Here is a 25,594-nt window from a genome sequence, read left to right as displayed (position 1 = left end):
TTGACCCAACACCCGGCTCCAACGGCCGGGTGGTGACCCGAGGAGCCACTCTTGGCTGCTGAGCTGCACGTCGAGCTGGTCGCCGCGGACCGCAGTGTCTGGTCCGGCGAGGCCACCCTGGTCGTCGCGCGTACCACGTCCGGCGACATCGGCGTCATGCCCGGTCACCAGCCGCTTCTCGGTGTGCTGGAGTCGGGCCCGGTGACGATCCGTACGAGCGAGGGCACAACCGTTGTCGCGGCTGTGCACGGCGGTTTCCTCTCGTTCGCGGACGACAAGCTTTCGCTGCTGGCGGAGATCGCCGAGCTGGCGGACGAAATCGATGTCGAGCGCGCCGAGCGTGCGCTGGAGCGTGCGAAGTCGGACACGGACAGCGCCGCCGAGCGTCGCGCCGATGTGCGAATCCGCGCGGTGGCGGTGCGTTAGGCACCCCGCCGAATGTCTTTACCCTCAGCCGCGGCCCGAGCTGGAACTCTCCAGACCGTGTCGCGGCTGAGGCGATGCAGGTGCAGTTGCAGGTGCAGTCCGGGTGGTATCCGTTACTCGACGATGCGAGGAGGTCGGTGGAGATGGTCCTCGCTTTGTGGGTGTGCGGCCTGGTCGTCGTACTGGTTGCGGTGGGGCTCTTCGTCTTCGGTCTGCGCCGGCGGCTGATCCAGCGCTCCGGTGGGACCTTCGACTGCAGCGTGCGGTGGAACGTGTCGGCCGAGCCCGATCTCTCGGGCAAGGGCTGGGTGTACGGCGTTGCGCGCTACAGCGGCGACCGTATCGACTGGTTCCGCGTCTTCTCGTACGCTCCCCGGCCCCGCCGGGTCCTTGAGCGTTCCGCGATCGAGGTGATCGACCGGCGGCTGCCCGACGGCGAGGAGGAGCTCGCGCTGCTCTCCGACGCCGTCGTGCTCGGCTGTCTCCACCGGGAGACGCGCCTGGAGCTGGCGATGAGCGAGGACGCCCTGACCGGTTTCCTCGCCTGGCTGGAGGCGGCTCCGCCCGGCCAGCGAGTCAATGTTGCCTGAGAAGGGCCTCGCATGAAGGGGGCCCGGTCCCCCCGGACGATGTCCGGGGGAGGGTGAGCGTCGGCTGAGGCCCGCAACGGCACCCGCGGCACGGACACCACTGATGACACGGGGAGCACCACAGCACGGCGAAAAACCGGGGAGACAGGGGGCGGACCTGTCTCCCCGGCTGCTTTCCGGGGTCGTGCGCTGATCCCGAAGGGGACCGTGGGGGTTACTTCAGACCGTTGTTGATCGCGCTCACGAGCTCACCGTTGCTGGTGTCGCCGCTGAACTCCCAGAAGAACGCGCCTCCCAGGCCCTGGCTCTTCGCCCAGGTCATCTTGGACGCGATGGTGGCCGGGGTGTCGTAGCTCCACCAGTTGGTGCCGCAGTGCGCGTACGCCGTGCCGGCGATCGTGCCGGTGGCGGGGCAGCTGGTCTTGAGGACCTTGTAGTCCTCGATGCCCGCCTCGTACGTACCGGTGGCCGCACCGGTGGCGGTGCCGCCGGGCGCGTCCTGGGTGACGCCGGTCCAGCCGCGGCCGTAGAAGCCGATGCCGAGCAGCAGCTTCGAGGCGGGGACGCCCTGGGCCTTCAGCTTGGCGATCGCGTCGGACGCGTTGAAGCCGGCCTGCGGGATGCCGCTGTACGAGGTGAGCGGGGAGTGCGGGGCCGTCGGACCCTTGTCCGCCCATGCGCCGAAGAAGTCGTACGTCATCACGTTGTACCAGTTCAGGGACGTGGCGGCGCCGGCGTAGTCGGCGGCGTCGATCTTGCCGCCGCTCGAGCCGTCGGCGGTGATGGCGGCCGTCACCAGGTTGTTGCCGCCGAACTTCGAGCGCAGCGCGGTGGTGATGTTCTTCAGCGCGGCAGGGCCGCTGGTGTCACAGGTCAGACCGCAGGCGTTGGGGTACTCCCAGTCGATGTCGATGCCGTCGAAGACATCGGCCCAACGGGGGTCCTCCACCAGGTCGTAGCAGGACTGGGCGAACGCGGCCGGGTTCTTCGCCGCCTCGCCGAAGCCGCCGGACCAGGTCCAGCCGCCGAAGGACCACAGGACCTTGATGTTCGGGTACTTCGCCTTGAGCTTGCGCAGCTGGTTGAAGCTGCCGCGCAGCGGCTGGTCCCAGGTGTCGGCGACTCCGTCGACGGACTTGTCGGCGGTGTACGCCATGTCGTAGTCGGCGTAGGCGTCGCCGATCGCGCACTTGCCGCCCGTCACGTTGCCGAAGGCGTAGTTGATGTGCGTGATCTTCGCGGCGGAACCGGACGTGTCCAGGTTCTTGACGTGGTAGTTCCGGCCGTAGACGCCCCAGTCGGTGAAGTAACCGAGGTTGACCTTGCCGCCGGTGCCCGGGTCGGGGTTGCCGCCGCCGGTGGTGTGGACCTTGACCGCACCGCTGGCCGGACCGGTCTGGTCGGCCGTGTCACGGGCCCGGACGGTGTACGAGTAGTCGGTGCCCGCCGTGAGACCGGTGTTGGTGTACGTCGTACCGGTGACTGTGGCGACCACGGCGCCGTCGCGCAGCACGTCGTAGTTCTTGATGCCGTTGTCGTCGGTGGCCGCGGTCCAGCTCAGCTTCGCCGAGGTGTCGGTGATGGAGCTCGCCGTGGGGGTGCCGGGCGCGGAGGGTGCGTTGTCGCCCGGGACGCTGCCGCCGTCACAGGAGGAACCGTTCAGCTTGCAGCCGCTGGGGGCGCCGGGGCCGGCGCCGTTGAAGCCGAAGCTGACGCTGGCGCCGGGGGCGACCGTACCGTTGTAGCCGGCGTTCTTGGCGGTCCAGTGGGTTCCGGAGTTGGTGACGGTGGCGTCCCAGGCGGACGTGACCGACGTGCCGGAGGGGAAGTCCCACTCGATCGTCCAGGAACTGAGGGCGGTGGTGCCGGTGTTCTTCACCGTCCACTGGCCCTCGAAGCCGGTGCCCCAGTCGGACTTCTTGAGGTACGTGGCGGTCGCGGAGGTGGCCGCCTGGGCGGGGGTGGCCAGTCCGACCATCGCGGCGAGGGGGAGAAGCAGCGCGGTGAGGCCTGCCATCACTCTCGTGCGGGTGGTGGTGGCCGGACCGAATCTGAATCTGGTTCGGTGTTGGGGGGTTTGGGTGCTCAACGGTGCTCCTCGGGTGAGGTCCGGACAAACGGGGGTGGTCCGTGGACTGCAAACCCTGCGCCGCCCTGAGCCCGCCTTGTCATGGCGTGCTCACCGCAGTGTGCTCGGTGAGATTAGGAAGGTCTGGACCAACCGTCAAGAGGTCTGGACCATAGATCGGTTCTCAACCTCAGATGCCCAACTCCTGTGCCAGCACCGCGGCCTGGACCCGGCTGCGCAGATCCAGCTTCCCCAGCAAGCGGCTGACGTGCGTCTTCACCGTCGCCTCCGCCATCGAGAGCCGCACTGCGATCTCGGCGTTAGACAACCCCTGGCCCAGGCACCCCAGTACCTCGCGCTCGCGTCGCGTCAGCGCGTCGAGGACCGCAGGATCGGGTGCGTCGGCCGCTCGCGCCGGGGCGGTCCCGGCGAACTCCGCGATCAGACGACGCGTCACGGCCGGGGCGATCATGCCCTCGCCGCGCGCCACCGTACGTACCGCTCGGAGCAGTTCACGCGCCTCGGTGTTCTTCAGCAGAAAGCCCGCAGCGCCCGCACGCAGAGCGCCGAAGACGTACTCGTCCAGATCGAACGTCGTCAGCACCAGCACATCGGCCAGCCCCTCCGCCACCACCTGCCGCGTCGCCGACACCCCGTCCAGCCGGGGCATCGACACGTCCATCAGCACCAGATCCGGGCGCAGTTCACGGGCCAGCCGCACCGCCGCCTCGCCGTCCGGTGCCTCCCCGACCACGTCGACATCGGGCGCGCTGCGCAGAATCAGTACCAGCCCCGCCCGCACGGCCGACTGGTCCTCCGCCACCAGTACCCGGATCGTCATCCCTTCACCGTCCTTTCCTCGACGGGCAGTTCGGCCCGCACCCGCCAGATCTTCGGCCCGTCCCCGGTGGTGACGGGTCCCGCCGCGATCTCGCCGCCCAGCAGCGCGACCCGCTCCTGCATTCCGACGAGGCCTGCCCCCGACCCCGGTGCGCGCGGCCCCGGGCGGTCCCCGAGCACGCTTGTGACCTCCACCGTCAGCAGCCGTCCGGCCCGCCCGAGCCGCACCCCCACCGGGCCGGGCGCTGCATGCTTGAGCGCGTTCGTCAGGGACTCCTGGACGATCCGGTACGCGGCCAGCTCGACCGGCGTCGGCAGCGCCTCCTGCTCGCCGCGCGTGTCCTCGAGGGTGCAGGTCAGCCCGCTCGACGCGGCGACCGTACGGGTCTGCTCGATCAGTGTGTCCAGGGCGGCCAGGGTCGGCGCGACGCTCGGTTCGGCCCCCTTGCTCCCGGTACGGAGCAGCCCGATCAGCCGTTGCATCTCGGCCAGCCCCTCGACGCTGTTCTGCCGGATGACGCCGAGCGCGTCCCGGGAGGTCGAGGGCTCGTCGATGGAGAGCGCCGCGGTGGAGTGGATGGCGATCGCGGAGAGATGGTTGGCGACCATGTCGTGCAGTTCACGGGCCATCCGGGCACGTTCGGCGGTCACCGCCTGCGCCCGGTCCATCTCGGCCAGCAGCGCCGTCTGTTCGGCGCGCAGCCGTGCGGTCTCCGCGGCGTCCCGGTGGTTCCGTACGCTGACCCCGGTGATCGCGGGCCCGAACGAGACCAGGCCGGAGACGATGCCGATGAGCAGTGCCTCGGGGCTGCGGAACCAGGCCAGGAACCCGATCGTGACCGCGACCGTGATGAGGAACGTGGTCACCGGGATACGCCGGGCGGCGGCCGGGGATCCGTACACCACCGCCGCGTACACGAGGTCCGTGAACATCAGCACGGTCGCCAGGTTCCCCGGTGTGAACTGATCGGCCGCCAGTGTGAGCGTGCCGATGACCAGCGCCGTCTGGGGCGCCGATCTGCGCAGCAGCTCCAGCGACGACATCACCGCGAGCGGCGGCAGGGTGGCCCACAGGGAGTCGAAGGGCCGGCCGGTCTGCATGGCCAGACCGACGGCCGCCAGGGATACACCGCTGAACAGCCCGATGACCGCGATGAGTACGTCGTGGCGGTGCGGGCGGGCAGGAAGGAGCACCTCCCCATCCAACACGGCCGTCGCGCCTCGGTCCTCCGTACCCGGGGCGATACGCGACTACATCGAAGGATGCAGTCGCGGTTCGTCACCGGCGACGACGAAGCGCGCAGGTGGAGCAAGCAGGATGAAGGGGAACGGGAGGAGAAGTGCCGTGATCGTCACGCTGATCGTGCTCTGCGAGGTCGCCTTCTGGGTGCTGCTGGCCGGGGGACTCGCGCTGCGGTACCTGGCGAAGAAGCCGAGGCTCGGGGCTGCACTGCTGCTGTGCGAGCCGCTGTTGGAGGTCGTGCTGCTGGTGGTGACGGCCATCGACCTGAAGAACGGCGCCGAGCCGGACTGGAAGCACGGACTGGCCGCGGTGTACATCGGCTTCACCGTCGGACTCGGGCACTCGACGATCACGTGGGTCGACGCCCGCGTCGCCCACCGGTTCGCAGGTGGCCCGCCGCCGGTGAGACCGCCGAAGTACGGGTTGCCGAGGGCGGTCCACGAGTGGCGGGTCGCGACGCGGTGGGTGGTCGCGGCGGTGACCGCGCTGGCGCTGCTGGAAGGGGCGATCCGGTACGTGGGCGGGGACGGGGACGTGGGGTCGCTGCGGTCGTGGCAGCAGACGATGCTCTTCGTGATCGGGATCAACCTGATCATCGCCGTGAGCTACACGGTGTTCCCGAAGCGGGCGAAGGCGGAGCGGTAGGGGCCGGTCCCGTCCGGCCGGCGTTGCCCTCGAACGCCGGACGGGACGAACCCCGGCCTACCGCTCCCCGCCCGGTACCCACAGCACGTCGCCGACTTCCTTGTTCGCCGTCCTCGCGAGGATGAACAGAAGGTCGGAGAGGCGGTTGAGGTACGTCGCGGTCAGCGCGTTCATCACCTCGCCGTGCACCTCCAGCGCCGCCCAGGTGGACCGCTCGGCCCGCCGGACCACCGTGCACGCCTGGTGCAGCAGCGCCGCCCCCGGCGTACCGCCCGGCAGGATGAAGGACCGCAGCTTCTCCAGCTGCTCCAGGAAGTGGTCGCAGTCCGCCTCCAGCCGGTCGACGTAGTGCTGCTCGACCCGCAGCGGGGGGTACTTCGGTTCCTCGACGACCGGCGTCGACAGATCCGCACCCACGTCGAACAGGTCGTTCTGCACACGGACGAGGACCTTCACGACCTCCTCCGGCAGCTGCCCGAGCGCGATCGCCGTACCGATGACGGCATTGGCCTCGTTGGTGTCGGCGTACGCCGAGATCCGCAGATCGGTCTTGGCGGTGCGGCTCATGTCGCCGAGGGCGGTCGTGCCCTGGTCGCCGGTACGGGTGTAGATGCGCGTCAGATTGACCATGCGGCCGAGCCTAGTGCTGCGACCGGAAAGGTTCACCGGCTCGCGACGCCCGGCACGGCACCTCGCTGCGTTGTCGCCTCGCCCGAGTACGTCCGGTTCGAGGGCGATCCTCCGCCTTGCGAAGCACCGCACCGGACGCCGCGCTTCCAGGCAAACCTTTCCGGTCGCAGCACCAGCCGGGGTCGCGCCGGCCGGGGCGGGCCGGCCGCCGAGAGCGGCGGCCTGGTGAGCACAGGGCCGAAGAACAGCCGTTGGGCCCGAGGAAGCCGAGGATCTCGCCGCCCTCGACGCGGAGGCCGATGGAGCGGGCTGCTTCGACGGGGCCGCGTCCGGTTGTGAAGGCCCGGGCGTGCCCGATTGCGGTGAGGGCCGGCATGGCACCAGAAAAACAGAGCCCCTGAAACTTTGTGATGACACCAAAAATTAAGTGACGTCAGCAAAGCTTAGGATGGCGGTATGGCAGAGGGGCTCAGGGAGCGGAAGAAGCGGCAGACCAGGCAGCACCTCTCGGACGTGGCCACCGCCCTCTTCCTGGAGCGCGGCTTCGACGCGGTCACCATCGCCGAGATCGCGCAGGTCGCCGAGGTCTCCGTGAACACGGTCTACAACTACTTCCCGACCAAGGAGGACCTGTTCCTCGACCGCGGCAGCGATGTCGTCGGCCTCCTCTCGCGGTACGTGCGCGGCCGCCACCGGGGCGAGTCCGCCGCCGACGCCGTCCTGCGCGAACTGCGTGTCCAGGTCGAAAGCGTCTCGTCGACGGTCGGCCTGATCGAGGGGTACGAGCGCTTCATGCGGGTCGTCCACGAGGCCGACAGCCTCAAGGCCCGCCTCTGGTACATCCAGCAGGATGCGCTCGCCCATCTGGAGACGACCCTGCGCGAGGAGGCCGGCGCACGCCCCGGCGACCCGAAGCCCCTGCTGGTGGCCGGTCAGCTCTCCTGGGTCCACTCCACCCTCCTCGGCCACATCGGGCGCGAGATGGTCGCCGGCCGCAAGCCCGCCGAGGTGTCCCGCGAAGCCCTCGTACTCCTCGACGAGATGGAGGACGTGCTCGGGGACAAGGTGCTCAACTACGCGCGACGCGCTGCCGAATGACGCGTCCCGGTGTGATGTCCGTCATGTGAGACGTGACGCGCATCTCTTCGCCCCCCCAGCGCGCCTCACGGGTACTAATCTCCGCCGGAGAGCATGTGAACAACCGTTAAGAATCCGTCCGGACCGTCATCGCGGACGACGGCCGTCGGGGCCGAACACAAAGGGGTGCGAACGTGGCCAGGAAGCTCGCCGTCATCGGGGCCGGACTCATGGGGTCCGGTATCGCGCAGGTCTCCGCCCAGGCGGGCTGGGACGTCGTGCTGCGCGATGTCACCGACGCGGCCCTGACCCGTGGTCGCGACGGCATCAAGGCCTCGTACGACAAGTTCGTCTCCAAGGGGAAGCTGGAGGCGGCCGACGCCGACGCCGCGCTGGCCCGTATCACCACGACCACCGATCTCGACGCGGTCGCCGACGCCGACGTCGTCGTCGAAGCCGTCTTCGAGAAGCTCGAGGTCAAGCACGACATCTTCCGGGCCCTCGACAAGATCGTGCGGGACGACGCCGTCCTCGCCTCCAACACCTCCGCCATCCCGATCACCAAGATCGCGGCTGTCACGGAGCGCCCGGAGCGCGTCGTCGGTGTGCACTTCTTCTCGCCGGTCCCGATGATGCAGCTCTGCGAGCTCGTACGCGGCTACAAGACGAGCGACGAAGCCCTCGCCACCGCGCGTGAGTTCGCCGAGTCCGTCGGCAAGACCTGCATCGTGGTCAACCGTGACGTCGCCGGCTTCGTCACCACCCGGCTGATCTCGGCGCTCGTCGTCGAGGCCGCCAAGCTGTACGAGTCGGGTGTTGCCTCGGCCGAGGACATCGACATCGCCTGCAAGCTGGGCTTCGGCCACGCCATGGGGCCCCTCGCGACGGCGGACCTGACCGGCGTCGACATCCTGCTGCACGCCACGTCCAACATCTACACCGAGTCGCAGGACGAGAAGTTCGCGGCGCCGGAGCTGATGCGCCGGATGGTCGATGCAGGTGACATCGGCCGCAAGAGCGGGCAGGGCTTCTACACCTACTGACCGTTTTTGCGCCCCCGGGTGCCTGATCTGCCGTCGATCAGGCCCGGGAGCCGGGGGGCGACTCCCGGCTGCGGTGGGCCTTCAGCGGGCCGATGTCACTCCACGGAGTGAATTCGGTATCGGTTCGCTTACAGACGGCAACTTCCCTGTGGCCGGCACAGTCAGTTGTGGCAGAGACGGAGCAGGGTCAGGAACAGACAGACGGACCGTCCATGGAGTATTCCCGGGGAGCGCATATGCACATCAGGGGCGACCACACCGAGCTGGTCGTCGGGGGCCGCCTCGACGTCCGGAGCGCGGCGGACGCCCGTACGGTCCTGCACTCCGCCCTCGACGACGGAGCCGGCGACCTGGTGCTCGACCTGACCGAGCTGGACTCCTGGGACGCCACCGGACTGGGCGTCATCATGGGCGCACACCGGAGGGCCGGGCGGGCCGGCCGGCGGCTGGTGCTCCGCGGCGTGCCGCCGCAGATGCAGCGCCTGCTGGTGGCGACCCGACTGCACCGCATTCTGGCCATCGAGGGTGGAATCGCCGCAGACTCCCTGCCGCGGGTGTAAAGGACGTCCGTCCGAACACGCACAATCCTCACGAGACCATGACGTCCTGGGCGGCGTGGTACCCCGATGGTTTGTAGATACTGTGCGAAGGTCTAGGGTTCGGCCGTCCCCCGAATGACGGAACCCTTGGGGCGGACACCGGACCAGAAGCGACAGCGGTGCGTGCGAGGCCGGGAAGGGCAACCGCGCGACGCGTCTGGGGGACTTTGGCGATGGACCCGATACACCGGGGGCCGGAAGATTTCGGCCATGAAAATGACGGCTTCGGCGAGGAAAACAGCCGGCGAACGCAGCCCCGCGCGCCGCTGACCAGTGATTTCGGTCAGCAGCCGACACAGCAGGCGCGTGTCGTGCAGGTCGTCTCCGGCGACTTCCTGCTCACCGTCAACCCGGTCGACGGCAGCGAGGTCGAGCTCTGCCCGCCGGGGGAGCAGCCCCCCGTGCCGGTCCGCCGCACCGCCGCCGAGCGCACCGATCGCGAGCGTGCCGCCGCACCACCCGTACCACCGGGTCCGCCCGCCCCCCAACTGCCGCTCCTGGAGCGCCAGGAGGAGCGCGAGCGGCTGGTGCGTCTGCTGGCGCGCGGCCGCTCGGTACGGCTCACGGGGCCGACCGGATCCGGCCGCACGGCGCTGCTGGGCGCCGTCGCCGCCGACTGCGCGGACCTCGCACCGGACGGAGTCGTCCGGCTCTCCGGCCTCAAGCGCACCGTCACGGACCTGCTGTACGGGCTCTTCGAGGCGGTCTACGACGCACCGCTGCTCCGCCCCGACCGCGCCGTGCTTCTCGAAAAGCTCCGGTCCATCGGCGCCGTCGTCGTCCTCGACGACCTGGAGTTCGGCGGGGCCGCGCTGGACGAGCTGCTCGACGCGACGCCCGAGTGCGCCTTCCTGATCGCCACCACCCCCGACGTCCCGGCGCCCACCGCCGACGCGCACCTCGAAGAGGTCTTCCTCGCAGGACTCGGCCGCAGCGCCTCCGTCGCGCTGCTGGAACAGGTCGTCGAGCGGCCGCTCACCGACGACGAGGCGAACTGGGCGGGTGACCTCTGGTTCGAGTCCGAGGGGCTGCCGCTGCGCTTCGTCCAGGCGGGCGCCCTGCTGCGCCAGCGCGACATGCTGCGCACCGACCCGACCGCCTACGACGAGCGGGGCTACGCCGAGGGCCGGCCCGTCGACGACGTCTTCGCGAAGGGCGCCGACGCCGACGGCCAGGACGTACCGCTGCCCAGCCTCGGTGAGGGCGCGGCACCCGCCGCGCTGCTCGCCTCCCGGCTGAGCGGTCCGGCACGCGACACTCTGCACTTCGCGGTCGCACTCGGCGGCGAAGTGCCGCACCAGGCGCATCTGCCGGCGCTCGTGGGGGACACCCACGCCGATGCCGCGCTCGGTGAGCTGGCCGGCTGCGGACTGCTCTCCCCGGCCGGTTCCCGCTACCGGCTGGCCCCCGGAGTCGTCGCCCAGCTGGAGACCGCCGGATACGGCGAGGACGCGGACGACCGGGCCCGCACCGCCGCCCAGCACTACGCCTGGTGGGCCGGGCACCCCTCGGTCACCGCCGCCCGTGCCGTCGCCGAGGCCGACGCGATCGTCTCGGCCATGACCCGGCTGGTCCCCGGTGGCGGGGCCGGACAGGCCAGCGCCGCCGTGCTGCTGGCCCGCAGCGCGGCCCCCGCTTTCGCGGCCGGGCTGCACTGGAGCGGCTGGGAGAAGATCCTGCGGCTGGGGCAGGAGGCCGCCAGGATCGCCGGTGAGGTCGCGGAGGAGGCCTACTTCCACCACGAGTTGGGCGTCCTCGCGCTCTGCAACGGGAATCCGGACCGGGCCAGGGCCGAACTGGAGACCTCGATCGGCATGCGCGGCGCGCTCGCCGACAAGCCCGGGGCGGTGGCCGGACGCCGGGCACTCGCCCTGGTCGCGGACCGCTCCGGCACGTTGCCCGGCGGCCGCACACCGGCAGGCGAGGAGATACCGGCCGCACGGTACGGCGAGGCCGTGTCGCCGTCCGGCGGCACACCCGCGATACCCGCGGCCGGGCCGATGGTGCTGCCGCGGATGTCCGAGGACGACACCGCGCTGATATCCCGGGCCGTCCCGGCATCCGGCACCGATGGATTCGACGGCCGCAAGGCGGTGCTGGGCGGAGCCCGGCGCAATCTGGTCGCGGCGGGCGCGGGCGTCGTGCTGGCCGCGGTGCTCGGCACCGTGGTGACGCTCGGCATGACGTCCAGCAGCGACGCCCAGGACGGCGGAAGCGTCTCGACCGAACAGTCGGCGGGCGAGGACGACAGCGAGAACGGGCTCCCGGCCGACGAGCCGGCGGACGACTCGACACCGGGCGGAGCCTCGTCGAGCGGCTCGCCCTCGACGCCGGGACCGTCCGGCAGTCAGGTCACCCCGAGCGGCAGCGGTGCACCGTCCTCGGAGTCGAGCGGGCCGAGCGACAGCCCGAGTTCGGGCCGGCCGACGAGCGGGAGGCCCAGTTCCCCGGGCACGCCCACCAAGTCGCCGACCAGGACACCCACGAAGACGCCGACCAAGTCGGCCACTCCGACCCCGACGGAGACGGAACCGACCGACACCCCCACCCCGACCGACACCCCGACGGATCCGACACCCCCGGGCACCTCCGACTCGGCGAGCGGCCCGTCCACGACGGCGAGCGCCTCCGGCACCTCCGCGGAACCGGTCGTGGCCTGAGCGCACGTCCGCACAGACGTGGAAGGCCCCGGACCGCACAGCGCGGGTCCGGGGCCTTCCACGGTGCGGTGGCCGTGGTCAGAACAGGCGGAGCTTGTCGTCCTCGATGCCGCGCATGGCGTCGTAGTCGAGCACCACGCAGCCGATTCCGCGGTCCGTCGCCAGCACCCGGGCCTGCGGCTTGATCTCCTGCGCCGCAAAGATGCCCTTCACCGGGGCGAGGTGGGGATCGCGGTTGAGCAGCTCCAGGTAGCGGGTCAGCTGCTCCACGCCGTCGATGTCACCGCGGCGCTTCAGCTCCACGGCCACGGTCTTGCCGTCCGCGTCCCGGCACAGGATGTCGACCGGGCCGATGGCGGTGGGGTATTCGCGGCGGATCAGGGTGTAGCCCTCGCCGAGGATCTCGATCCGGTCAGCGAGGAGTTCCTGCAGGTGCGCTTCCACGCCGTCCTTGATGAGGCCCGGATCGACGCCCAGTTCGTGCGAGGAATCGTGGAGGATCTCCTCCATCGTGATGATCAGTTTTTCGCCCGCTTTGTTCACCACGGTCCAGACGCCCTCGGTGTCGTCGGCGCCCTCCTTCAGCGTGCAGGGCGGTGACATCCAGTTGAGGGGTTTGTACGCCCTGTCGTCGGCATGGATGGAGACGCTCCCGTCCGCCTTCACCAGGATGAGACGGGGAGCGGAGGGCAGGTGGGCCGTGAGCCGGCCCGCGTAGTCCACGGAGCAGCGGGCGATGACGAGACGCATGGTCCGCAACGCTACTCGACGACGGGGGCCCGGCGCGATTCTCGCTTCGCCACCCCACCACCACCGCCCACCACAGCGCTTCAGGACCTCGGGCTTGCCCCTCTTTGCGCGCCTTCGTTATTGGCCGGTTGTGTTCCCAATCTCCTGGTGCGGCCCGGACTGCGCCCTTACCGTGGAAGCAGGAGGTCGCCGCGCGTGTACGCTGCGTCGCCGTCCTCCTTCCCTGCCCGTAAGGCCCCGGCCGTCCGCCGGGGTCGCGAGAGGAGAACCCATGTCGCTCGACGTCTCACCGGCGCTGTTGGAACAGGCCGAGCGAGGCGAGGTCGACGAAGCCGACTTCGTCGACTGCGTCCGGACCTCCCTGCCCTACGCATGGGAGATGATCAGCTCTCTGGTGGCCCAGCTGAAGGTCGACGGCGGCGAGTTCGCCGACAACCAGACGCCCCCGCCGGACGAGCAGGCACGTGGTCAGCTGCTGCGTGCGCTCGCGAGTGATGCGATACGCGGTGCGCTGCAGCGGCACTTCGGGGTGCGCCTGGCATTCCAGAACTGCCACCGCGTCGCGGTGTTCCCGCTGGACGCCTCGGTCGACGAGCGGCTGGCCCGATTCACTTCGGTGAGGGGACAGTTGCTCAACCAGTCGCCCGAACTACGGGACTGCTGAACGCTTCTGCTGCCGCTCCGGGCCGCGGGAGGTGCAACTGGCTCCGGGGCGGCAGCTCCCCGTACTCCTACGGGTGTTCATGTCAGTAGTGGCAGTACCTCGGTGCCCAGCCGCGCTACGTTCTCCTCCGTGGCCGCCAGATCTCCCGAACCCTCCACCAGGAGCGCGAACCTGGTGATGCCTGTCCGCTCGGCGGTTGCGGCGAGCCGGTCGGCGGCGAGCCCGGGCGGGCCCACCGGATGAAGGCCGCACAGCAACTCCGTATAGGCGACCGGGTCGCGCATCACGCGGTGCCTGCCGTCGACCGTCACATGGGCGTCCAGTCCCTGTCGCAGCCACCCCGGCATCGCCTTCACGAGTGTCTCCACGGCATCCTCGGACCGGTCCGCGATCTGGGCGACGCCCGCGGAGACATGGCCCGCTTCCCGGACACTCTCGGGCGACCGGCCCGCGGCGAGCGCGGTGGAGCGCCACAGGGCGACCATTTCGGCCTTCTCCTCGTCGCCGCAGTGCATTCCGAGGAGCATCGGCAGGCCGTTCTCGGCGGCGAGTTTCACGCTCTTCGGCGACGTGCACGCGACGATCACCTCGGGGCCGGCCGGCCCTTGCGTGCCGTTCCCGTCGTTCTCGTCGAGCAGCTCGTCGGCCCGGGGGACCACCGCGACCTCACGGAAGCCGAATCGCTCCCCGTTGCCCGCCACGCGTGGTTCGCGCAGCCAGTCGAGCAGCAGGCCCAACGACTCCGGGAAGCCCTTCTCGTACGCCTCCAGGCCCCCTCCGAACACCTCCAGGTCCACCCAGGGGCCGCCCCGTCCCACGCCGAGGGAGAACCTGCCCCCGCTGGTGAGATGGAGCAGCGCGGCCTGTTCACCGAGCGCCACCGGATGTTGGTTCGGCAGCACGCTGACCGCCGTACCGACCCGGATCCTGCGGGTGCGGCCGAGCAGCAGCGCGGCCAGAGTGACGGCGGACGGGCAGACCCCGTACGGCACGAAATGATGTTCTGCCAGCCAGACCGAATCGAGCCCGGACTTCTCCGCGACCTCGGTGGACCGGATCGCGCGATGCAGCGCTTCCCCCGGCCCCTGCCCCGGAAACTGGGCTGCCAGTACGAACGTTCCCACGCGCATCGCCAATTGCCTCCTTGTGGCCGACGCGGCTCTCCCCTACTGGCAACAACGCCTGACACGTGCCAAAGGCACGGTCCACGGCGAAGTTGTTGCGATTTTCCGGTAACCCGTCCTGTCCGGGGCGGTACCGGACGCCTGCCCCGCCCGAATGGCCCTACGCTTGACAGGAACTGCCCAGCCTGCCCCGTGAGGTGTCACGTGTCCCCGCGCCGTAACCGTCCCCGAGGCGGCGAGAGTCCTCCCGACAGCTCGAGCGTGTCGGGGGAGCGCTACGGCGGGGGCGGGCGCGCCGAGGAATGGCAGGGCGAGCAGTGGTCGGTGCGCCCGGTCAGCGGTGCGAGCGCGGCGGGAAAGCGGTATCGCTGCCCCGGCTGCGACCAGGAGATCCCGTCCGGCGTACCGCACCTCGTCGCCTGGTCCGAGTACGGCGGGATCGACGACCGCAGGCACTGGCACAAGGCGTGCTGGAACGCGAAGGACCGCCGCACCACGAGGGTGCAGCGGTCCAGGAACGCGCCACGCTATTGAGCTCCGCAGGACGGGAACCGGTCAGACGTCGCGGCTCTCCAGTGACGCGAAGGCACCGATCATGGTTACGGCCGTGACGCCGATCATGATCCACAGCGGCTCCCAGCCGGACGGCCCCGACGCGGAGACCGAGGCGTCGTAAAGCCCGCCGAGCTGGCTGGGGATCGAGTACTCGAAGAGGGCCTGCTGCACATCGGCGAGCGACTGCGAAAACATGAACATGGCCAGCACCAGCGGCAGTAGTACCACCGCGATCATGATCGTGATCGCCCCGGCGGAGTGCCGGATGAGGGCGCCGACCGCGAGCGACAGCAGTCCCAGGGTCGCGATGTAGAGACCGACGCCGACCGTGGCGCGCAGCCAGTCGTCACCGCTCGCGGTACCGCCGCCCAGGATGGCCGTCTGCAGCGCGGCGACGAGCGTGGTCATCACGGTCGTGATGGTGAAGGTGAGCAGGAAGAAGACGATCGCCTTCGCGCCCAGCACCCGGGCGCGGCTGGGGCAGGCCGTCAGCGTCGTACGGATCATGCCGGTGCCGTACTCGGTGGCGATGGTCATCACGCCGAGTGTGATCACACAGATCGAACCGAGAAGCACACCGAAGAAGCCGAAACTGAGCACCTTGGTGGAGCCGATCTCGGCGTCGGACGCGTTGACGGCGACGGCCGACAGCAGTCCGATGCCGAGCAGCAGCACGATCATGATGCCGAGCGTCCACATCGTGGAGCGCACGGAGCGGATCTTGGTCCACTCGGAGGCGAGCGCGTCGGCGAGGGTGGCGCGGCGCTGCGGGATGGGCGAGGTGTACAGATCGGTGGGCGCCGGCGCCCAGTTCTGCTGCGGGTACTGGTGCGCCTGCTGCTGGTACGGCGCCTGCGGGGTCGGCGGCGTTGTCATCGGGCGTCCTCGCTGGTGTCGCGCTTGGTCAGGTCTGCGGGGCCGGCTGCGGGCGCGGCGGGCGCGGGCACGGCCGGGGCGGCCACGGGGGGTGCCGCGTACGGATTCTGTCCGGGCGGCGGCGGGGCGTACCAGCCCTGCTGCGGCACCTCGGGGACGGTCGGCAGCGGGGGTGCGTATCCGCCGCCCGGCACGGGCTGCTGCAGCCCGGCCTTCTGGTCCACCGTGGAGCGGTAGTCCACGGCGCCCTGCGTCATCCGCATGTACGCCTCCTCCAGCGAGGCCTGGTGCGGTGAGAGCTCCCACAGCCGCACATCCGCCCCGTGCGCCAGGTCACTGATCCGCGGCAGCTGCAGCCCGGTGACCCGCAGGGCCCCGCCAGGCTCCGACATGACCTGGCCGCCCGCCTCCGTGAGCGCGGCGGTCAGCTTCTCCCGCTGCTCGGGCTGCGCATCCGGGACCCGTACCCGTGCGAAATCGGCCGAGTTGGCGGAGATGAAGTCCTTGACGCTCATATCGGCGAGCAGTTGACCGCGCCCGATCACGATCAGATGATCGGCGGTGAGCGCCATCTCGCTCATCAGATGGCTGGAAACGAAGACCGTACGGCCCTCGGACGCCAGCAAACGCATCAGATTGCGGACCCAGAGGATGCCCTCCGGGTCGAGGCCGTTGACCGGCTCGTCGAAGAGCAGCACCTGCGGGTCGCCCAGCAGCGCGGCCGCGATTCCGAGCCGCTGCCCCATGCCGAGGGAGAATCCCTTGGACCGCTTCCTGGCGACGTCCTGCAGGCCCACGACACCGAGCACCTCGTCGACCCGGGCGGCCGGGATACCCGCGAGCTGCGCCAGCGAGAGCAGGTGGTTACGGGCGCTGCGGCCTCCGTGCACCGCCTTGGCGTCCAGCAGCGCACCCACCTGGCGCGGTGCGTTCGGCAGGCTGCGGAAGGGATGTCCGCCGATCGTCACATGGCCGGACGTCGGCCGGTCCAGGCCGAGCATCATGCGCATCGTGGTGGACTTGCCCGACCCGTTGGGACCGAGGAATCCGGTGACGGCGCCGGGCCGCACCTGGAAGGAAAGGTTGTACACGGCCGTCTTCGCGCCGTAGCGCTTGGTCAGGCCGACTGCCTCGATCATGCTCCAGCCCCATCGACTTATCTGTCGTCGGGGCCCAGGCCGTCAGGCCGCACGCCCCCCGTAAGAGTTAGGAGGATATCCAGGCCTTGACGGTTCCGGCCAAGCCGTTCAGCGGAGCGAGTCGCCGAGAGGCGGCAGGTCGTCGTAAAGCCGCAGGTCGACGGAAGCGTCGAGGTACGGCAGGAAGTCGGTCTGCGGGTGCCTTCCTCGCGCAGGGCGGGATCGATGTCCGCCTTCTTGACCCAGGACGACGGGTCGGGGCCGAGCAGTTCACCCAGACGGGGCGAAGCGGCGAGCAGGGCGGCGAGGAGCTCGGACTGGTCGCCGGCGCCGGGACGCGGCGTGCCGTCCGGACCGGCCGGTACACCGTGCGAGCTGAAGTAGATGTACGCGCCGCCGAGCCGTTCCCCGGACGGCATGGTCATCGGGAATTCGTCGCCGGGCAGTATCGCCCGCCGGTGGTCGGGGAACGCGGTGGCATCGACGGCTGCCAGCTGCTCGGCGTCCAGCCAGGCGACGACGAGGACCGCGCTCGCGCCCCGGTCCACGTACGGCGTGCTCGCGACATAGCCGGCCGGACTGATGTGCCCGGAGCAGCCGACGCCGATGCCCTCCACCCGTACCGGCACCATCGGCACGGTGACGGGGATGCCGAGCCGGGTGAGCTTGTGGCCGACCTGGCCGGGGGACGCGTTGGAGCCGACCGCGATGACCGGATGCCGACTGCCGGTCAGCGGTCGTCGATCTCAGAGCCCGGGTGCATCCGCGCTGCCTGGAGACGTCGCCCTTCGACGGCAGCCGTGTCATCTGCAAGAAGTGGCTCAAGGTCCTGGACGAGAAGGGGCAGCGGGCCGACGAGCCTTCGTGGCTCGCCGTGGAGCGAGGGGCGCCCTTCACCGTATGGATCCCGGTGGACGCCACCGTGGGGCAGCTGCCTCTCTCCAGTATTCAGGGCAAGGATCTGTCCGCGTCGGAGGACGCCGAACTCATGGTGAGGCTGACGACGCGGGCGGTGGGACTCGGCAGTGAGGTGGCTGACGAGCGGTGGTTCGACCTGGACGCGGCCCGGGGCGACTTCGAGCTCGGCCGGTTCGTCCCGCTCAAGGCGGACCCTGAGCGGGACGTCTGGCAGTGGGAGGGCTGGGAGGACTTCGACTCGATACCGACCGAGTCCGAGTCGGACCTGTCGGCTACGCGTCCCGCTTCTTGAGCACGAGGTACCCACCGATCAGCGCGGCCACCACCCACGCGGCCAGAATGCCGAGTCCGCCCCACGGCCCGTACGGCGCCGGCTCGCTGTTCATGGCGGCCGGAACCACCTGCATGATCTTGGAGCCCGCCTGGTCGGGAAAGTAGCGGGCCACGTTCTTGGCGCCCGGGACCGCCGACAGGATCTGCGAGACGAGGAAGAAGAACGGCATCAGGATGCCGAGCGACAGCATCGAGCTGCGCAGCATCGTCGCCACACCCATGGAGAAGATCGCGATCAGCCCCATGTAGATGCCGCCGCCGAAGACCGCGCGCAGGACATTCTCCGCACCGATGTCCGTGCGATGGTCGCCGAGGAGTGCCTGGCCGAGGAAGAACGTGGCGAAGCTGGTGGCCAGCCCGACCACCAGCGACAGCACGCCGGCGACCAGGATCTTGCTGAAGAGGAACGAACCGCGCTGCGGCACGGCCGCCAGCGAGGTACGGATCATGCCGGAGCTGTACTCCGTGCTGACCACCAGGACACCGAAGACCACCATCGCGAGCTGGCCCAGGACCATCCCGGAGAAACTGAGGAGGGCCGGGTCGAAGGTGGCCTGCTCCGCCGCGGGGAGTTCGTCGAACTGGGAGTTCATCAGTGCGCAGAGCGCCGCGCTCATCGCCGCGGTGACGGCGAACGCGGAGATCAGGGTCCAGGTGGTGGAGGAGACCGTACGGATCTTGGTCCACTCGGAGGTCAGGACCGCGGGTACCGATGCCATCGTCGTCACGCCCCCTTTCCGGGGCCGGAGGTGCCGGACGTGAAGCTGTCGTGCTGCTGGTTCCACTGCTCGCCCCACTGGGGGCCCGCGGGCGGTGGCGGCCACCCGGCGTGGTCCGCATGGGCGTGGTACTCCACGGAGTCCGCCGTCATCTGCATGAACGCCTCCTCCAGCGAGGCCCGCTGGGAGCTCAGCTCATGCAGCACGATCTGGTGCTGCGCGGCCAGCTCGCCGAGCTGTTCGCTGGTGGAGCCGTCGATCTCCAGCACCCCGCTCCCCGATTCGACCGCGACGATGCCCGCCTCGTGCAGCACATCGCGCAGCCGTTCCTGCTGCGGGGAGCGCATCCGTACATAACCGCGGGAGTTCTGGTGGATGAAATCGGCCATCGAGGTATCGGCGAGCAGGCGGCCCTGGCCGATGACGATCAAGTGTTCCGCGGTGAGCGCCATTTCGCTCATCAGATGCGAGGAGACGAAGATCGTCCGGCCTTCCGCAGCGAGCGTCTTCATCAGATTGCGGATCCAGTGAATTCCCTCGGGGTCCAGACCATTGACGGGTTCGTCGAACATCAGGATCTCGGGATCACCGAGCAGCGCGGCCGCGATTCCGAGCCGCTGGCCCATTCCGAGGGAGAACGACTTGGACTTCTTCTTCGCCACCGCGGTCAGGCCGACGGTGTCGAGGACTTCCGGGACGCGGTTCTCCGGGATGCGATTGCTCTGCGCGAGACAGAGCAGATTGTTGTACGCGCTGCGTCCTCCGTGCATCGACTTGGCGTCGAGCAGCGCACCGATGTGTTTCAGGGGCTCCGACAGCTCACGGTAGTGCTTGCCGTCGATCCGCACCGATCCGCTGGTCGGGTTGTCGAGATCGAGCATCATCCGCATCGTGGTGGACTTGCCCGCCCCGTTCGGGCCCAGAAAACCCGTCACCATTCCAGGCCTGACCTGGAATGAGAGGTGGTCGACGGCAACCTTGTTACCGAAGCGCTTGGTGAGGCCATCAAGCTCGATCATGCGCTCACGCTAGAACGGCCACGCGCCCGGCGCCACCACAAGGGCGGAACCGGGCGCGCAAAGGGTACAGCTGAGGTACCGAGGCGTCAGCGGGTCTGCTGAGCCGGGACACCACGGGTGACGGGCTCGTCGTCCACCGGCGAACCCGCGGCGGCCACCGCGGCACCGGTCAGCGTCGCCAGCATCTCGCGGACGTTGGTCAGCTGCGCGTTGATGGAGTCGCGGCGGTTGGTGAGCGCCGCCAGCTCGCGCTCCGATTCGCTGCGGATCCGGTCGGCCTTGGCGTTCGCGTCGGCCACGATGTCCTCGGACTGGCGCTGAGCGGTCTCCACGGTCTGACGCGCCCGGCGCTCGGCGTCCGTACGGAGCTTCTCGGCCTCCAGGCGGAGTTGCTCGGCGCGGTGCTCGATCTCGGCGAGGCGCTTCTCGGCCTTGGCCTGACGGGACGCGAGGTCGCGCTCCGACTGGTCGCGGCGCTTGGCCAGGTTGGTCTCGAAGTCCGCGGCGGCCTGGGCGGCCTTGGCGCGGGTCTCCTCGAAGAGGGCGTCGGCCTCCTCGCGCTTCTGCGCCGCGTCCTTCTGGGCCTCGGTACGGAGCGCGTTGGCCTCACTCTTGGACTTCTCGACGATGCGGACGCCCTCGTCCTCGGCCTTCGCCTTGCGCTCGGCGGCGAACGACTCGGCGTCGTTGCGCACCTGCTGGGCGGCCGACTCGGCGAGCTCGCGGTGCTGCTCGGCGGCGCGACGGGCCTCCTCGCGCAGGTCCTTCGCCTCCTCCTCGGCGAGGCGGAGAATCTTCTCCACACGCGCACCGAGCCCCGCGTACGACGGCTCTGCGTCGTTCACCTGGGCCTGGGCGTTCTGCGTTTCGAGGTGAAGCTCCTCGATGCGCTTTTCCAGAGACGTGATGCGGGTCAGAGCACTATCACGGTCGGCGACCAGCTTGGTAATGCGGTCATCCACCTGACCGCGGTCGTAACCACGCCGCACGAGCTCGAAGCCGAAGGGGGAGGAAGGGTCACTCATGGGGTTCCTGTCGAAGTAAGACCGGTGAGGTGATAGAGGGAATCCTAGGGGCCTGGGCGGCGTGTCATCGAGTGGATGCCCGTTTGATCTGGAGAATGACACCCCTTTTGAGTGGCTGACCCCCGGAACCCTTGCCACTCGGAGGGTTGAACGTTCTTGTCGAAGCACGTGACACGGTCGGTCGACTACCCATCGGACGACTTGCCACTCGATCGAGTGCCTGCCGAGGCTCCGGCTTTGACGCCGGTGGACCCGCCACCCGCACCCTTTCCGCCGCCCGTCGGTGCCTCGAAGGACTCCAACGCCTCCAGTACGTCCTGGACGCGGGAGATCTCCGTGTTGATGTCCTCGCGCCGGCGCACCAGGACGTCGAGCTCGCGCCGACCCTCGTCGACCGTCCGCTTCGCCTCCTGCTCGGCGTCGGCCCGCAGCTTCTCGGCCTCGCGGACCATGGTGGCCTTCTTCTGCTCGGCCTCCTTCAGCAGCGACTCGGCCCGCTTGACCGCGGCGATCCGGACCTTGCTCGCCTCCGAATTCGCGTCCGCCAGCAGCTCCTTCGCCTTCGCCGCGGCCTCCTCGCGCTGTTCGGTCGCCGCCTTCATCAGCTTGTCGACGCGCTCGCCCGCCGTCTTCATCTGCTCGGAGGTCTCCCGTCGGGCACGGTCGTGCAGCTGCTCGATCTCGCTCTCCAGACGCGTCCGGAGCTCCTCCGCCCGCTCGCGAATGGCCGTGGCGTCCCGGCGCGCACCGACCAACAGCTCGTCCGCGTCCGTACGCGCCCGCTCCACCAGGGTGTTGCCCTCGACGGTCGCCTCGGAGGTGATCCGCACGGCCTCCTTGCGGGCCGCGCCGACCATCGTGTCGGCCTGCTCCTCGGCCTCGGTGGCGGCGCGCAGCGCCTCCTCCTGGGCCTTGTTCATGAGCTGGTCTGCCTGCTCGGCGGCGTCCGCACGGCGCTTCGCCGCCGCCTCGCGCGCCTCGTCGAGCAACCGGTCCGCCTCCGCGCGGGCCTCGCCGCGCAGCTGCTCGGCCGCCGCCTCCGCGTCGGTGCGCACCCGCTCCGACTCCTCACGGGTGCGTGCCGCGTGCTCCTGAGCCGAGCCGACAGTGGCCGCCGCCTCCGCGCGCAGCCGCTCCGCCTCGTCGGTCGCCTCACCGAGGAGCCGGTCGGCCCGGGCCGTGGCGTCGCCGACGAGGGTCGTCGCCTGCTCTGTCGCCTCGGTGCGGATCCGCTCGCTCTCGCCCGTCGCCTCGCCGACGAGCCGGTCGGCGTGCGTCGCGGCGTCCGAACGCATCCGGTTGGCGTCCTCGCGGGCCTCCGCACGGCTGCGGGAGGCATCCTGCTCGGCCGAGGCCAGCGCGTCCGAAGCCTCGGTGCGCATCCGCTGGCTGTACTCCGCGGTGTCCGAGCGCAGCCGATCCGACTCGGTGATCGCGTCGCTGACGGTCCGTTCGGCCATCGCCTTGGCGGCCTCGGACTCCTCCTGCGCCTCCCGGCGGATCCGGCTCGCGTCCTCGCTCGCCCGCTCCCGCTCCGCGTACGCATCGGCGCGGACCCGGTCCGCCTCCTCCTGCGCCTCGGCCTTCGTCCGCTCCGCCACGTGCTCGGCGGTGGAACGCAGCCCGGCGATCTCCGCCTCGGCCTGCTCCTGGAGCCCGGAGACCGAGTCCCGTACCTGCTGGGCGGTCTGCTCGGCCGCGGAGACCATCTCGGTCGCCCGCGCGTCCGCCTCCTCGACCAAGCGGTGCGCCTCGGCCTGCGCCTCCTCGACCCGCTTGCGGGCGGAGGCGAGAAGCTCCTCGCTCTGCTCGCGGGCGCGCTCGCGCTCCTGGTTCGCCTCGGTGCGCGCCGCGTCGAGAGTCTCCTCCGCCTCGCGGCGGCGCCGGTTCGCCTCCTCCTGCGCGGCGGCCAGCGCCTCGGCGGCCTCGGTGCCCACGCGTTCGGCGGCGGCCGCGGCCTCGGCCCGTACCCGGTCGGCACTGTCCTGGGCCTCGGACTTGAGCCGCTCCGCCTCGGCGGCCGCCTCGCTGCGCAGCCGTACGGCGACGGACTCGCCCTCGGCACGAGACTGCGACGCATCCGCCGCGGCCTCGTCGCGCAGCCGCTCGGCCTCGGTCTCCGCCTGCGTCTGCAGGGCGCGCAGCCGCTCGGCGGCCTCCGCGCGCAGTCGCTCGGACTCCTCGTTGGTCTCGCGGCGGATGCGCTCCGCCTCGCCGCGCGCGTCAGTCAGCGTCTGCTCGGCGGCCGTGACCCGGTCCGTGGCCTCGGTGCGCAGCCGGGTCAGCTCGTCGGCGGCCTCGGCCTGGCGGGCGGCGACCGCACGCTCGGTCTCCTCCCGGAGCGCGGCCGCCGCCTGCTCGGCCGTGGCCGTGGTGGACTCAGCCTGCTCCTCGGACTCCGTACGCAGGCGGTCGGCCTCGGCACGGGCCCGCTCCAGCGCCTCCTCGGCCTGGCTGCGCAGGGCCGTGGCGCGCTCGGCGGCCTCGGTACGGACCCGGTCGCTCTCGGTGCCCGCGGCGGTCCGCAGTTCCTCGGCGTCCGCCTTCGCCTTGGACAGCAGCTCCTCGGCGGTCTTCGCGCCTTCCTCGATCTGCTGGACGGCCTCGCGGCGGGCCTCGCCCCTGATCCGCTCGCCCTCGGCGACCGCCTCGGAGCGCAGCTGCTCGGCCTCGCCGCGCAGCCTGCGGGCCTCCTCCTGCAGTTCGACGGTCCTGGCCCGGTACTCCTCGGTGTCGTCCTTGGCCGCGCCCTTGAGCTGGTCGGCCTGTTCGGCGGCCTCGCCGCGCAGCCGGTCCGCCTCGGCTTCGGCCTCGCGGCGGATCCGGTCGGCCTCCTCGCTCGCCGCCTTCGTGGTCGCCCGTGCGTCGTCGGACGCCTTGGTCAGCACCTCCTCGGCGGTCCTGGCCGCCTTGGCGAGCTGGGCCGCGGTGTCCTCGGCGGCCGCCGTGCGGGCCTTCTCGGTCGCCTCGGACTTGATCCGGTCCGCCTCGGCGCGGGCGTCGGCGAGTGCCTGCTCGGCTTCCGCCTTCAGCGCCTCGGCGTCCTTCGTGGCCTCGCCGACCAGCCGGGCGATCTCCGACTTGGCCGTACGGGTGCGCTGCTCGTTCTGCGACTCGGCGCCGGCCAGCCGCTTGACCGCGGCCTCCTTCGCCTCGGAGAGGACCTTTTCCGCCTCCAGGCGGGCCTCGCGCAGTTGCGTCTCGGCCTCTTGCATGCGCTGCTCGGCGGCCCGGTTCAGTTCGGCCGTCTGCTGCCGGGTCTGTTCGGTCTCCGCGGTCGTGGACGTGCGCAGCTGTTCGGCGTGGCTGGTGGCCTCCTGCGCCTGGCTGGAGGCGGCGCCCAGCAGGCGCTCGGCGTCCTTGCGGGCGCGCAGCAGGATCGCTTCGGCCTCGGAACGGGCGGACTCCGCCTCGGAGCCGAGCCGCTGCCGGGTCTCGTCGGCGAGCCGGGCGGCCTCGGCGCGGGCGCCCGCCAGGGACTGCTCGGCCTCGGCCCGGGACTCGTCGAGCAGCCTGCGGGCCTGGGACTCGGTCCTGGCCCGGAGCTGCTCGGCCCAGGCGACGTTCTCGTTGACATGCGACTCGACGGTCTGGCGGCGCTCCGCCAGCTCCTGGTCGAGGCGCTGGCGTCGCTGCACGGCCTCGTTGTGAAGCTCGGCCTGCAGCCGCGCCTGGTGCTCGGCGTGCTCCTGCAGGATCCGCTGCGTCTGCGCCCGGGCGTCACGGAGCTCGCGTTCGGCGTCGGTGCGCAGCTGGTCGGCCTGGATCTGGGCATTACGGAGCAGTTGTTCGGCCTGGTAGCCGATGTCCGCGCTGTCGTAGGCGGGACGGGTCGCGAGATTGCGCCGAGCCTCGTGCAGCTTGGCGCGCAAGACCTCGACCTGGTAACCGAGGTCCTCGGCGTGCTGGACGGCCTTCTCCCGGTCGGTCTTCAGCCGGTCCATCTCGGCTTCGAACCGCGAGAGATGGTCGTCTTCAGCTCGGTGGCTCTCCTGGCGTTCGTAGCCCCGCACTGCGCGGTCCCATCCGTCCCCTGGTCGCAACTCTCCAAACGAGTACCGCTCGCCGGCGAACGGTCCCCCGGGGAATGGTGACAGATCAACGGCTGGGGACGCGGCGCGGCCCCGACCCGGCCCCGGCCCGGAACCGCCCACTCTACCGGGCCGGGTATCCGGAGGTCAGTGCTCCGCTCGGGACGTGACCAGTTCGGTGAGAACGCCATGGCAGTCCTTGGGGTGCAGGAAGGTGATCCGTGACCCCATCGACCCGGTCCTGGGCTCGTCGTAGAGCACCCTGACCCCCTTGGAACGGATGTTCGCGGCGTCCTCGTCGACGTCTGCGGTGCCGAAGGCGATGTGGTGGACCCCTTCGCCGTTCTTGGCCAGCCATTTACCGACGGCCGAGTCCTCGCGCGTGGGTTCCAGGAGCTGGAGGTAGGAGGCTCCGCCGTCCGAGGTCTCGTTGATCTTGAGCATGGCCTCGCGCACGCCCTGCTCCTCGTTGACCTCGGAGTGGAAGACTTCGAAGCCGTAGGTCGAGCGGTAGAACTCGACAGTTCTGTCGAGGTCGAAACAGGCGATTCCGATGTGGTCGATTCGCGTCAACATGGACAACAGTGGAGCGCTCCACCGATGGTTACGCAACGTGCGCG

At 70.3% G+C, this 25,594-nt stretch carries 24 protein-coding genes and 1 pseudogene; 10 read left to right on the top strand and 15 right to left on the bottom strand.

Annotation, left to right across the window (positions count from 1 at the left end; genetic code table 11):
- The first annotated feature begins 51 nt into the window (after nt 1–51).
- Together OG395_RS20920 and OG395_RS20915 are read left to right on the top strand one after the other, a co-directional pair.
- A complete protein-coding gene (locus OG395_RS20920) occupies nt 52–426 on the top strand; it encodes a F0F1 ATP synthase subunit epsilon (protein WP_327244324.1) in 375 nt (124 codons plus the stop codon).
- Nucleotides 427–569: 143 nt separating this feature from the next.
- The gene (locus tag OG395_RS20915; RefSeq protein WP_327244323.1) at nt 570–1,016 is read left to right on the top strand and encodes a DUF2550 domain-containing protein; all 447 of its coding nucleotides are present in this window, start codon (nt 570–572) and stop codon (nt 1,014–1,016) included.
- Between the two features lie 214 nt (nt 1,017–1,230).
- On the opposite strand, the gene OG395_RS20910 is transcribed toward OG395_RS20915, so the two are convergent.
- The 3 genes from OG395_RS20910 to OG395_RS20900 form a co-directional block, all read right to left on the bottom strand.
- Nucleotides 1,231–3,105 carry a glycosyl hydrolase family 18 protein gene (locus tag OG395_RS20910; protein WP_442818581.1) on the bottom strand — a complete coding sequence of 625 codons (1,875 nt, stop codon included), beginning with the start codon at nt 3,103–3,105 and terminating at the stop codon, nt 1,231–1,233.
- A 169-nt stretch (nt 3,106–3,274) separates the two neighbouring features.
- On the bottom strand, nt 3,275–3,925 hold the full coding sequence (locus tag OG395_RS20905) for a response regulator transcription factor (protein WP_327244321.1): 651 nt from the start codon (nt 3,923–3,925) through the stop codon (nt 3,275–3,277).
- Nucleotides 3,922–5,118: a sensor histidine kinase gene (locus OG395_RS20900; RefSeq protein ID WP_327249401.1), complete on the bottom strand. Its 1,197-nt coding sequence runs from the start codon at nt 5,116–5,118 to the stop codon at nt 3,922–3,924. The genes OG395_RS20905 and OG395_RS20900 overlap by 4 nt, the downstream gene beginning before the upstream one ends.
- Nucleotides 5,119–5,269: 151 nt before the next feature.
- Between OG395_RS20900 and OG395_RS20895 the strand changes: the two genes are divergently transcribed.
- Nucleotides 5,270–5,812 (top strand): hypothetical protein, encoded by a 543-nt coding sequence (locus OG395_RS20895; protein WP_327244320.1) that lies wholly within the window; start codon nt 5,270–5,272, stop codon nt 5,810–5,812.
- Between the two features lie 57 nt (nt 5,813–5,869).
- Here OG395_RS20895 and OG395_RS20890 read toward each other — a convergent pair whose 3' ends face one another.
- Together OG395_RS20890 and OG395_RS20885 are read right to left on the bottom strand one after the other, a co-directional pair.
- Complete coding sequence (locus OG395_RS20890) at nt 5,870–6,442, bottom strand: cob(I)yrinic acid a,c-diamide adenosyltransferase (RefSeq protein ID WP_266981430.1); 573 nt, start codon at nt 6,440–6,442, stop codon at nt 5,870–5,872.
- 247 nt (nt 6,443–6,689) lie between these two features.
- Nucleotides 6,690–6,818, bottom strand: a pseudogene (locus tag OG395_RS20885) (ABC transporter ATP-binding protein); the annotation flags it as partial.
- A gap of 80 nt (nt 6,819–6,898) precedes the next feature.
- Here OG395_RS20885 and OG395_RS20880 point away from each other — a divergent pair.
- The 4 genes from OG395_RS20880 to OG395_RS20865 all read left to right on the top strand — a co-directional run bounded on the left by OG395_RS20880 (nt 6,899) and on the right by OG395_RS20865 (nt 11,821).
- Nucleotides 6,899–7,540 (top strand): TetR/AcrR family transcriptional regulator, encoded by a 642-nt coding sequence (locus OG395_RS20880; protein ID WP_327244319.1) that lies wholly within the window; start codon nt 6,899–6,901, stop codon nt 7,538–7,540.
- Between the two features lie 173 nt (nt 7,541–7,713).
- A complete protein-coding gene (locus tag OG395_RS20875) occupies nt 7,714–8,562 on the top strand; it encodes a 3-hydroxyacyl-CoA dehydrogenase family protein (RefSeq protein WP_327244318.1) in 849 nt (282 codons plus the stop codon).
- A 236-nt stretch (nt 8,563–8,798) separates the two neighbouring features.
- Nucleotides 8,799–9,122 (top strand): STAS domain-containing protein, encoded by a 324-nt coding sequence (locus OG395_RS20870; RefSeq protein WP_327244317.1) that lies wholly within the window; start codon nt 8,799–8,801, stop codon nt 9,120–9,122.
- A gap of 212 nt (nt 9,123–9,334) precedes the next feature.
- Nucleotides 9,335–11,821 (top strand): ATP-binding protein, encoded by a 2,487-nt coding sequence (locus OG395_RS20865; protein WP_327244316.1) that lies wholly within the window; start codon nt 9,335–9,337, stop codon nt 11,819–11,821.
- 78 nt (nt 11,822–11,899) lie between these two features.
- On the opposite strand, the gene nucS is transcribed toward OG395_RS20865, so the two are convergent.
- Nucleotides 11,900–12,571 (bottom strand): endonuclease NucS, encoded by a 672-nt coding sequence (gene nucS / locus OG395_RS20860; RefSeq protein WP_030971518.1) that lies wholly within the window; start codon nt 12,569–12,571, stop codon nt 11,900–11,902.
- A gap of 271 nt (nt 12,572–12,842) precedes the next feature.
- Here nucS and OG395_RS20855 point away from each other — a divergent pair, with 271 nt between their 5' ends.
- Nucleotides 12,843–13,235, top strand: coding sequence for an SCO5389 family protein (locus tag OG395_RS20855; protein ID WP_030971516.1), 393 nt, complete (start codon nt 12,843–12,845; stop codon nt 13,233–13,235).
- A 77-nt stretch (nt 13,236–13,312) separates the two neighbouring features.
- Here the strand turns inward: OG395_RS20855 and OG395_RS20850 are convergent, their stop codons facing one another.
- A complete protein-coding gene (locus OG395_RS20850; protein WP_327244315.1) occupies nt 13,313–14,365 on the bottom strand; it encodes an LLM class flavin-dependent oxidoreductase in 1,053 nt (350 codons plus the stop codon).
- A 198-nt stretch (nt 14,366–14,563) separates the two neighbouring features.
- Here OG395_RS20850 and OG395_RS20845 point away from each other — a divergent pair, with 198 nt between their 5' ends.
- Nucleotides 14,564–14,893, top strand: a complete 330-nt coding sequence (locus tag OG395_RS20845) for an ATP/GTP-binding protein (protein ID WP_327244314.1) — start codon at nt 14,564–14,566, stop codon at nt 14,891–14,893.
- A gap of 21 nt (nt 14,894–14,914) precedes the next feature.
- Here OG395_RS20845 and OG395_RS20840 read toward each other — a convergent pair whose 3' ends face one another.
- The 3 genes from OG395_RS20840 to OG395_RS20830 are packed head-to-tail and all read right to left on the bottom strand — an operon-like array spanning nt 14,915 to nt 17,567.
- Nucleotides 14,915–15,790, bottom strand: a complete 876-nt coding sequence (locus tag OG395_RS20840; protein ID WP_327244313.1) for an ABC transporter permease subunit — start codon at nt 15,788–15,790, stop codon at nt 14,915–14,917.
- Nucleotides 15,787–16,929 carry an ABC transporter ATP-binding protein gene (locus tag OG395_RS20835; protein WP_327244312.1) on the bottom strand — a complete coding sequence of 381 codons (1,143 nt, stop codon included), beginning with the start codon at nt 16,927–16,929 and terminating at the stop codon, nt 15,787–15,789. Before OG395_RS20835 ends, OG395_RS20840 begins: the two co-directional genes overlap by 4 nt.
- Before the next feature lie 17 nt (nt 16,930–16,946).
- Nucleotides 16,947–17,567 (bottom strand): hypothetical protein, encoded by a 621-nt coding sequence (locus OG395_RS20830; protein ID WP_327244311.1) that lies wholly within the window; start codon nt 17,565–17,567, stop codon nt 16,947–16,949.
- A gap of 119 nt (nt 17,568–17,686) precedes the next feature.
- Between OG395_RS20830 and OG395_RS20825 the strand changes: the two genes are divergently transcribed.
- On the top strand, nt 17,687–18,139 hold the full coding sequence (locus OG395_RS20825) for a hypothetical protein (protein WP_327244310.1): 453 nt from the start codon (nt 17,687–17,689) through the stop codon (nt 18,137–18,139).
- Here OG395_RS20825 and OG395_RS20820 read toward each other — a convergent pair.
- From OG395_RS20820 to mce, 5 genes are all read right to left on the bottom strand, one after another.
- On the bottom strand, nt 18,120–18,899 hold the full coding sequence (locus tag OG395_RS20820) for an ABC transporter permease subunit (RefSeq protein ID WP_266981409.1): 780 nt from the start codon (nt 18,897–18,899) through the stop codon (nt 18,120–18,122). The two genes, OG395_RS20825 and OG395_RS20820, sit on opposite strands and share 20 nt — an antisense overlap.
- Nucleotides 18,900–18,904: 5 nt before the next feature.
- A complete protein-coding gene (locus OG395_RS20815) occupies nt 18,905–19,918 on the bottom strand; it encodes an ABC transporter ATP-binding protein (protein ID WP_327244309.1) in 1,014 nt (337 codons plus the stop codon).
- An 86-nt stretch (nt 19,919–20,004) separates the two neighbouring features.
- Complete coding sequence (locus OG395_RS20810) at nt 20,005–20,943, bottom strand: cellulose-binding protein (protein WP_327244308.1); 939 nt, start codon at nt 20,941–20,943, stop codon at nt 20,005–20,007.
- 185 nt (nt 20,944–21,128) lie between these two features.
- Complete coding sequence (gene scy / locus OG395_RS20805) at nt 21,129–24,956, bottom strand: polarized growth protein Scy (protein WP_327244307.1); 3,828 nt, start codon at nt 24,954–24,956, stop codon at nt 21,129–21,131.
- 165 nt (nt 24,957–25,121) lie between these two features.
- Nucleotides 25,122–25,550 carry a methylmalonyl-CoA epimerase gene (mce, locus tag OG395_RS20800; protein WP_327244306.1) on the bottom strand — a complete coding sequence of 143 codons (429 nt, stop codon included), beginning with the start codon at nt 25,548–25,550 and terminating at the stop codon, nt 25,122–25,124.
- Between the last annotated feature and the right edge of the window lie 44 nt (nt 25,551–25,594).

Source organism: Streptomyces sp. NBC_01320 (assembly GCF_035974375.1).
GTDB classification, from domain to species: Bacteria; Actinomycetota; Actinomycetes; order Streptomycetales; family Streptomycetaceae; genus Streptomyces; species Streptomyces yanii.
The sequence above is the reverse complement of the archived record's forward strand: the minus strand, read 5'-3'. Positions and strand labels throughout refer to the sequence as shown.

Bases quoted from the DNA above. Each gene is read 5' to 3' on its own strand.
- mce (WP_327244306.1), bottom strand. From the start codon at position 25,550: ATGTTGACGCGAATCGACCACATCGGAATCGCCTGTTTCGACCTCGAC.
- OG395_RS20865 (WP_327244316.1), top strand. From the start codon at position 9,335: ATGGACCCGATACACCGGGGGCCGGAAGATTTCGGCCATGAAAATGAC.
- OG395_RS20820 (WP_266981409.1), bottom strand. From the start codon at position 18,899: ATGGCATCGGTACCCGCGGTCCTGACCTCCGAGTGGACCAAGATCCGT.
- OG395_RS20870 (WP_327244317.1), top strand. From the start codon at position 8,799: ATGCACATCAGGGGCGACCACACCGAGCTGGTCGTCGGGGGCCGCCTC.
- OG395_RS20855 (WP_030971516.1), top strand. From the start codon at position 12,843: ATGTCGCTCGACGTCTCACCGGCGCTGTTGGAACAGGCCGAGCGAGGC.
- OG395_RS20810 (WP_327244308.1), bottom strand. From the start codon at position 20,943: ATGAGTGACCCTTCCTCCCCCTTCGGCTTCGAGCTCGTGCGGCGTGGT.
- nucS (WP_030971518.1), bottom strand. From the start codon at position 12,571: ATGCGTCTCGTCATCGCCCGCTGCTCCGTGGACTACGCGGGCCGGCTC.
- OG395_RS20850 (WP_327244315.1), bottom strand. From the start codon at position 14,365: ATGCGCGTGGGAACGTTCGTACTGGCAGCCCAGTTTCCGGGGCAGGGG.
- OG395_RS20890 (WP_266981430.1), bottom strand. From the start codon at position 6,442: ATGGTCAATCTGACGCGCATCTACACCCGTACCGGCGACCAGGGCACG.
- OG395_RS20915 (WP_327244323.1), top strand. From the start codon at position 570: ATGGTCCTCGCTTTGTGGGTGTGCGGCCTGGTCGTCGTACTGGTTGCG.
- OG395_RS20840 (WP_327244313.1), bottom strand. From the start codon at position 15,790: ATGACAACGCCGCCGACCCCGCAGGCGCCGTACCAGCAGCAGGCGCAC.
- OG395_RS20815 (WP_327244309.1), bottom strand. From the start codon at position 19,918: ATGATCGAGCTTGATGGCCTCACCAAGCGCTTCGGTAACAAGGTTGCC.
- OG395_RS20880 (WP_327244319.1), top strand. From the start codon at position 6,899: ATGGCAGAGGGGCTCAGGGAGCGGAAGAAGCGGCAGACCAGGCAGCAC.
- OG395_RS20835 (WP_327244312.1), bottom strand. From the start codon at position 16,929: ATGATCGAGGCAGTCGGCCTGACCAAGCGCTACGGCGCGAAGACGGCC.
- OG395_RS20905 (WP_327244321.1), bottom strand. From the start codon at position 3,925: ATGACGATCCGGGTACTGGTGGCGGAGGACCAGTCGGCCGTGCGGGCG.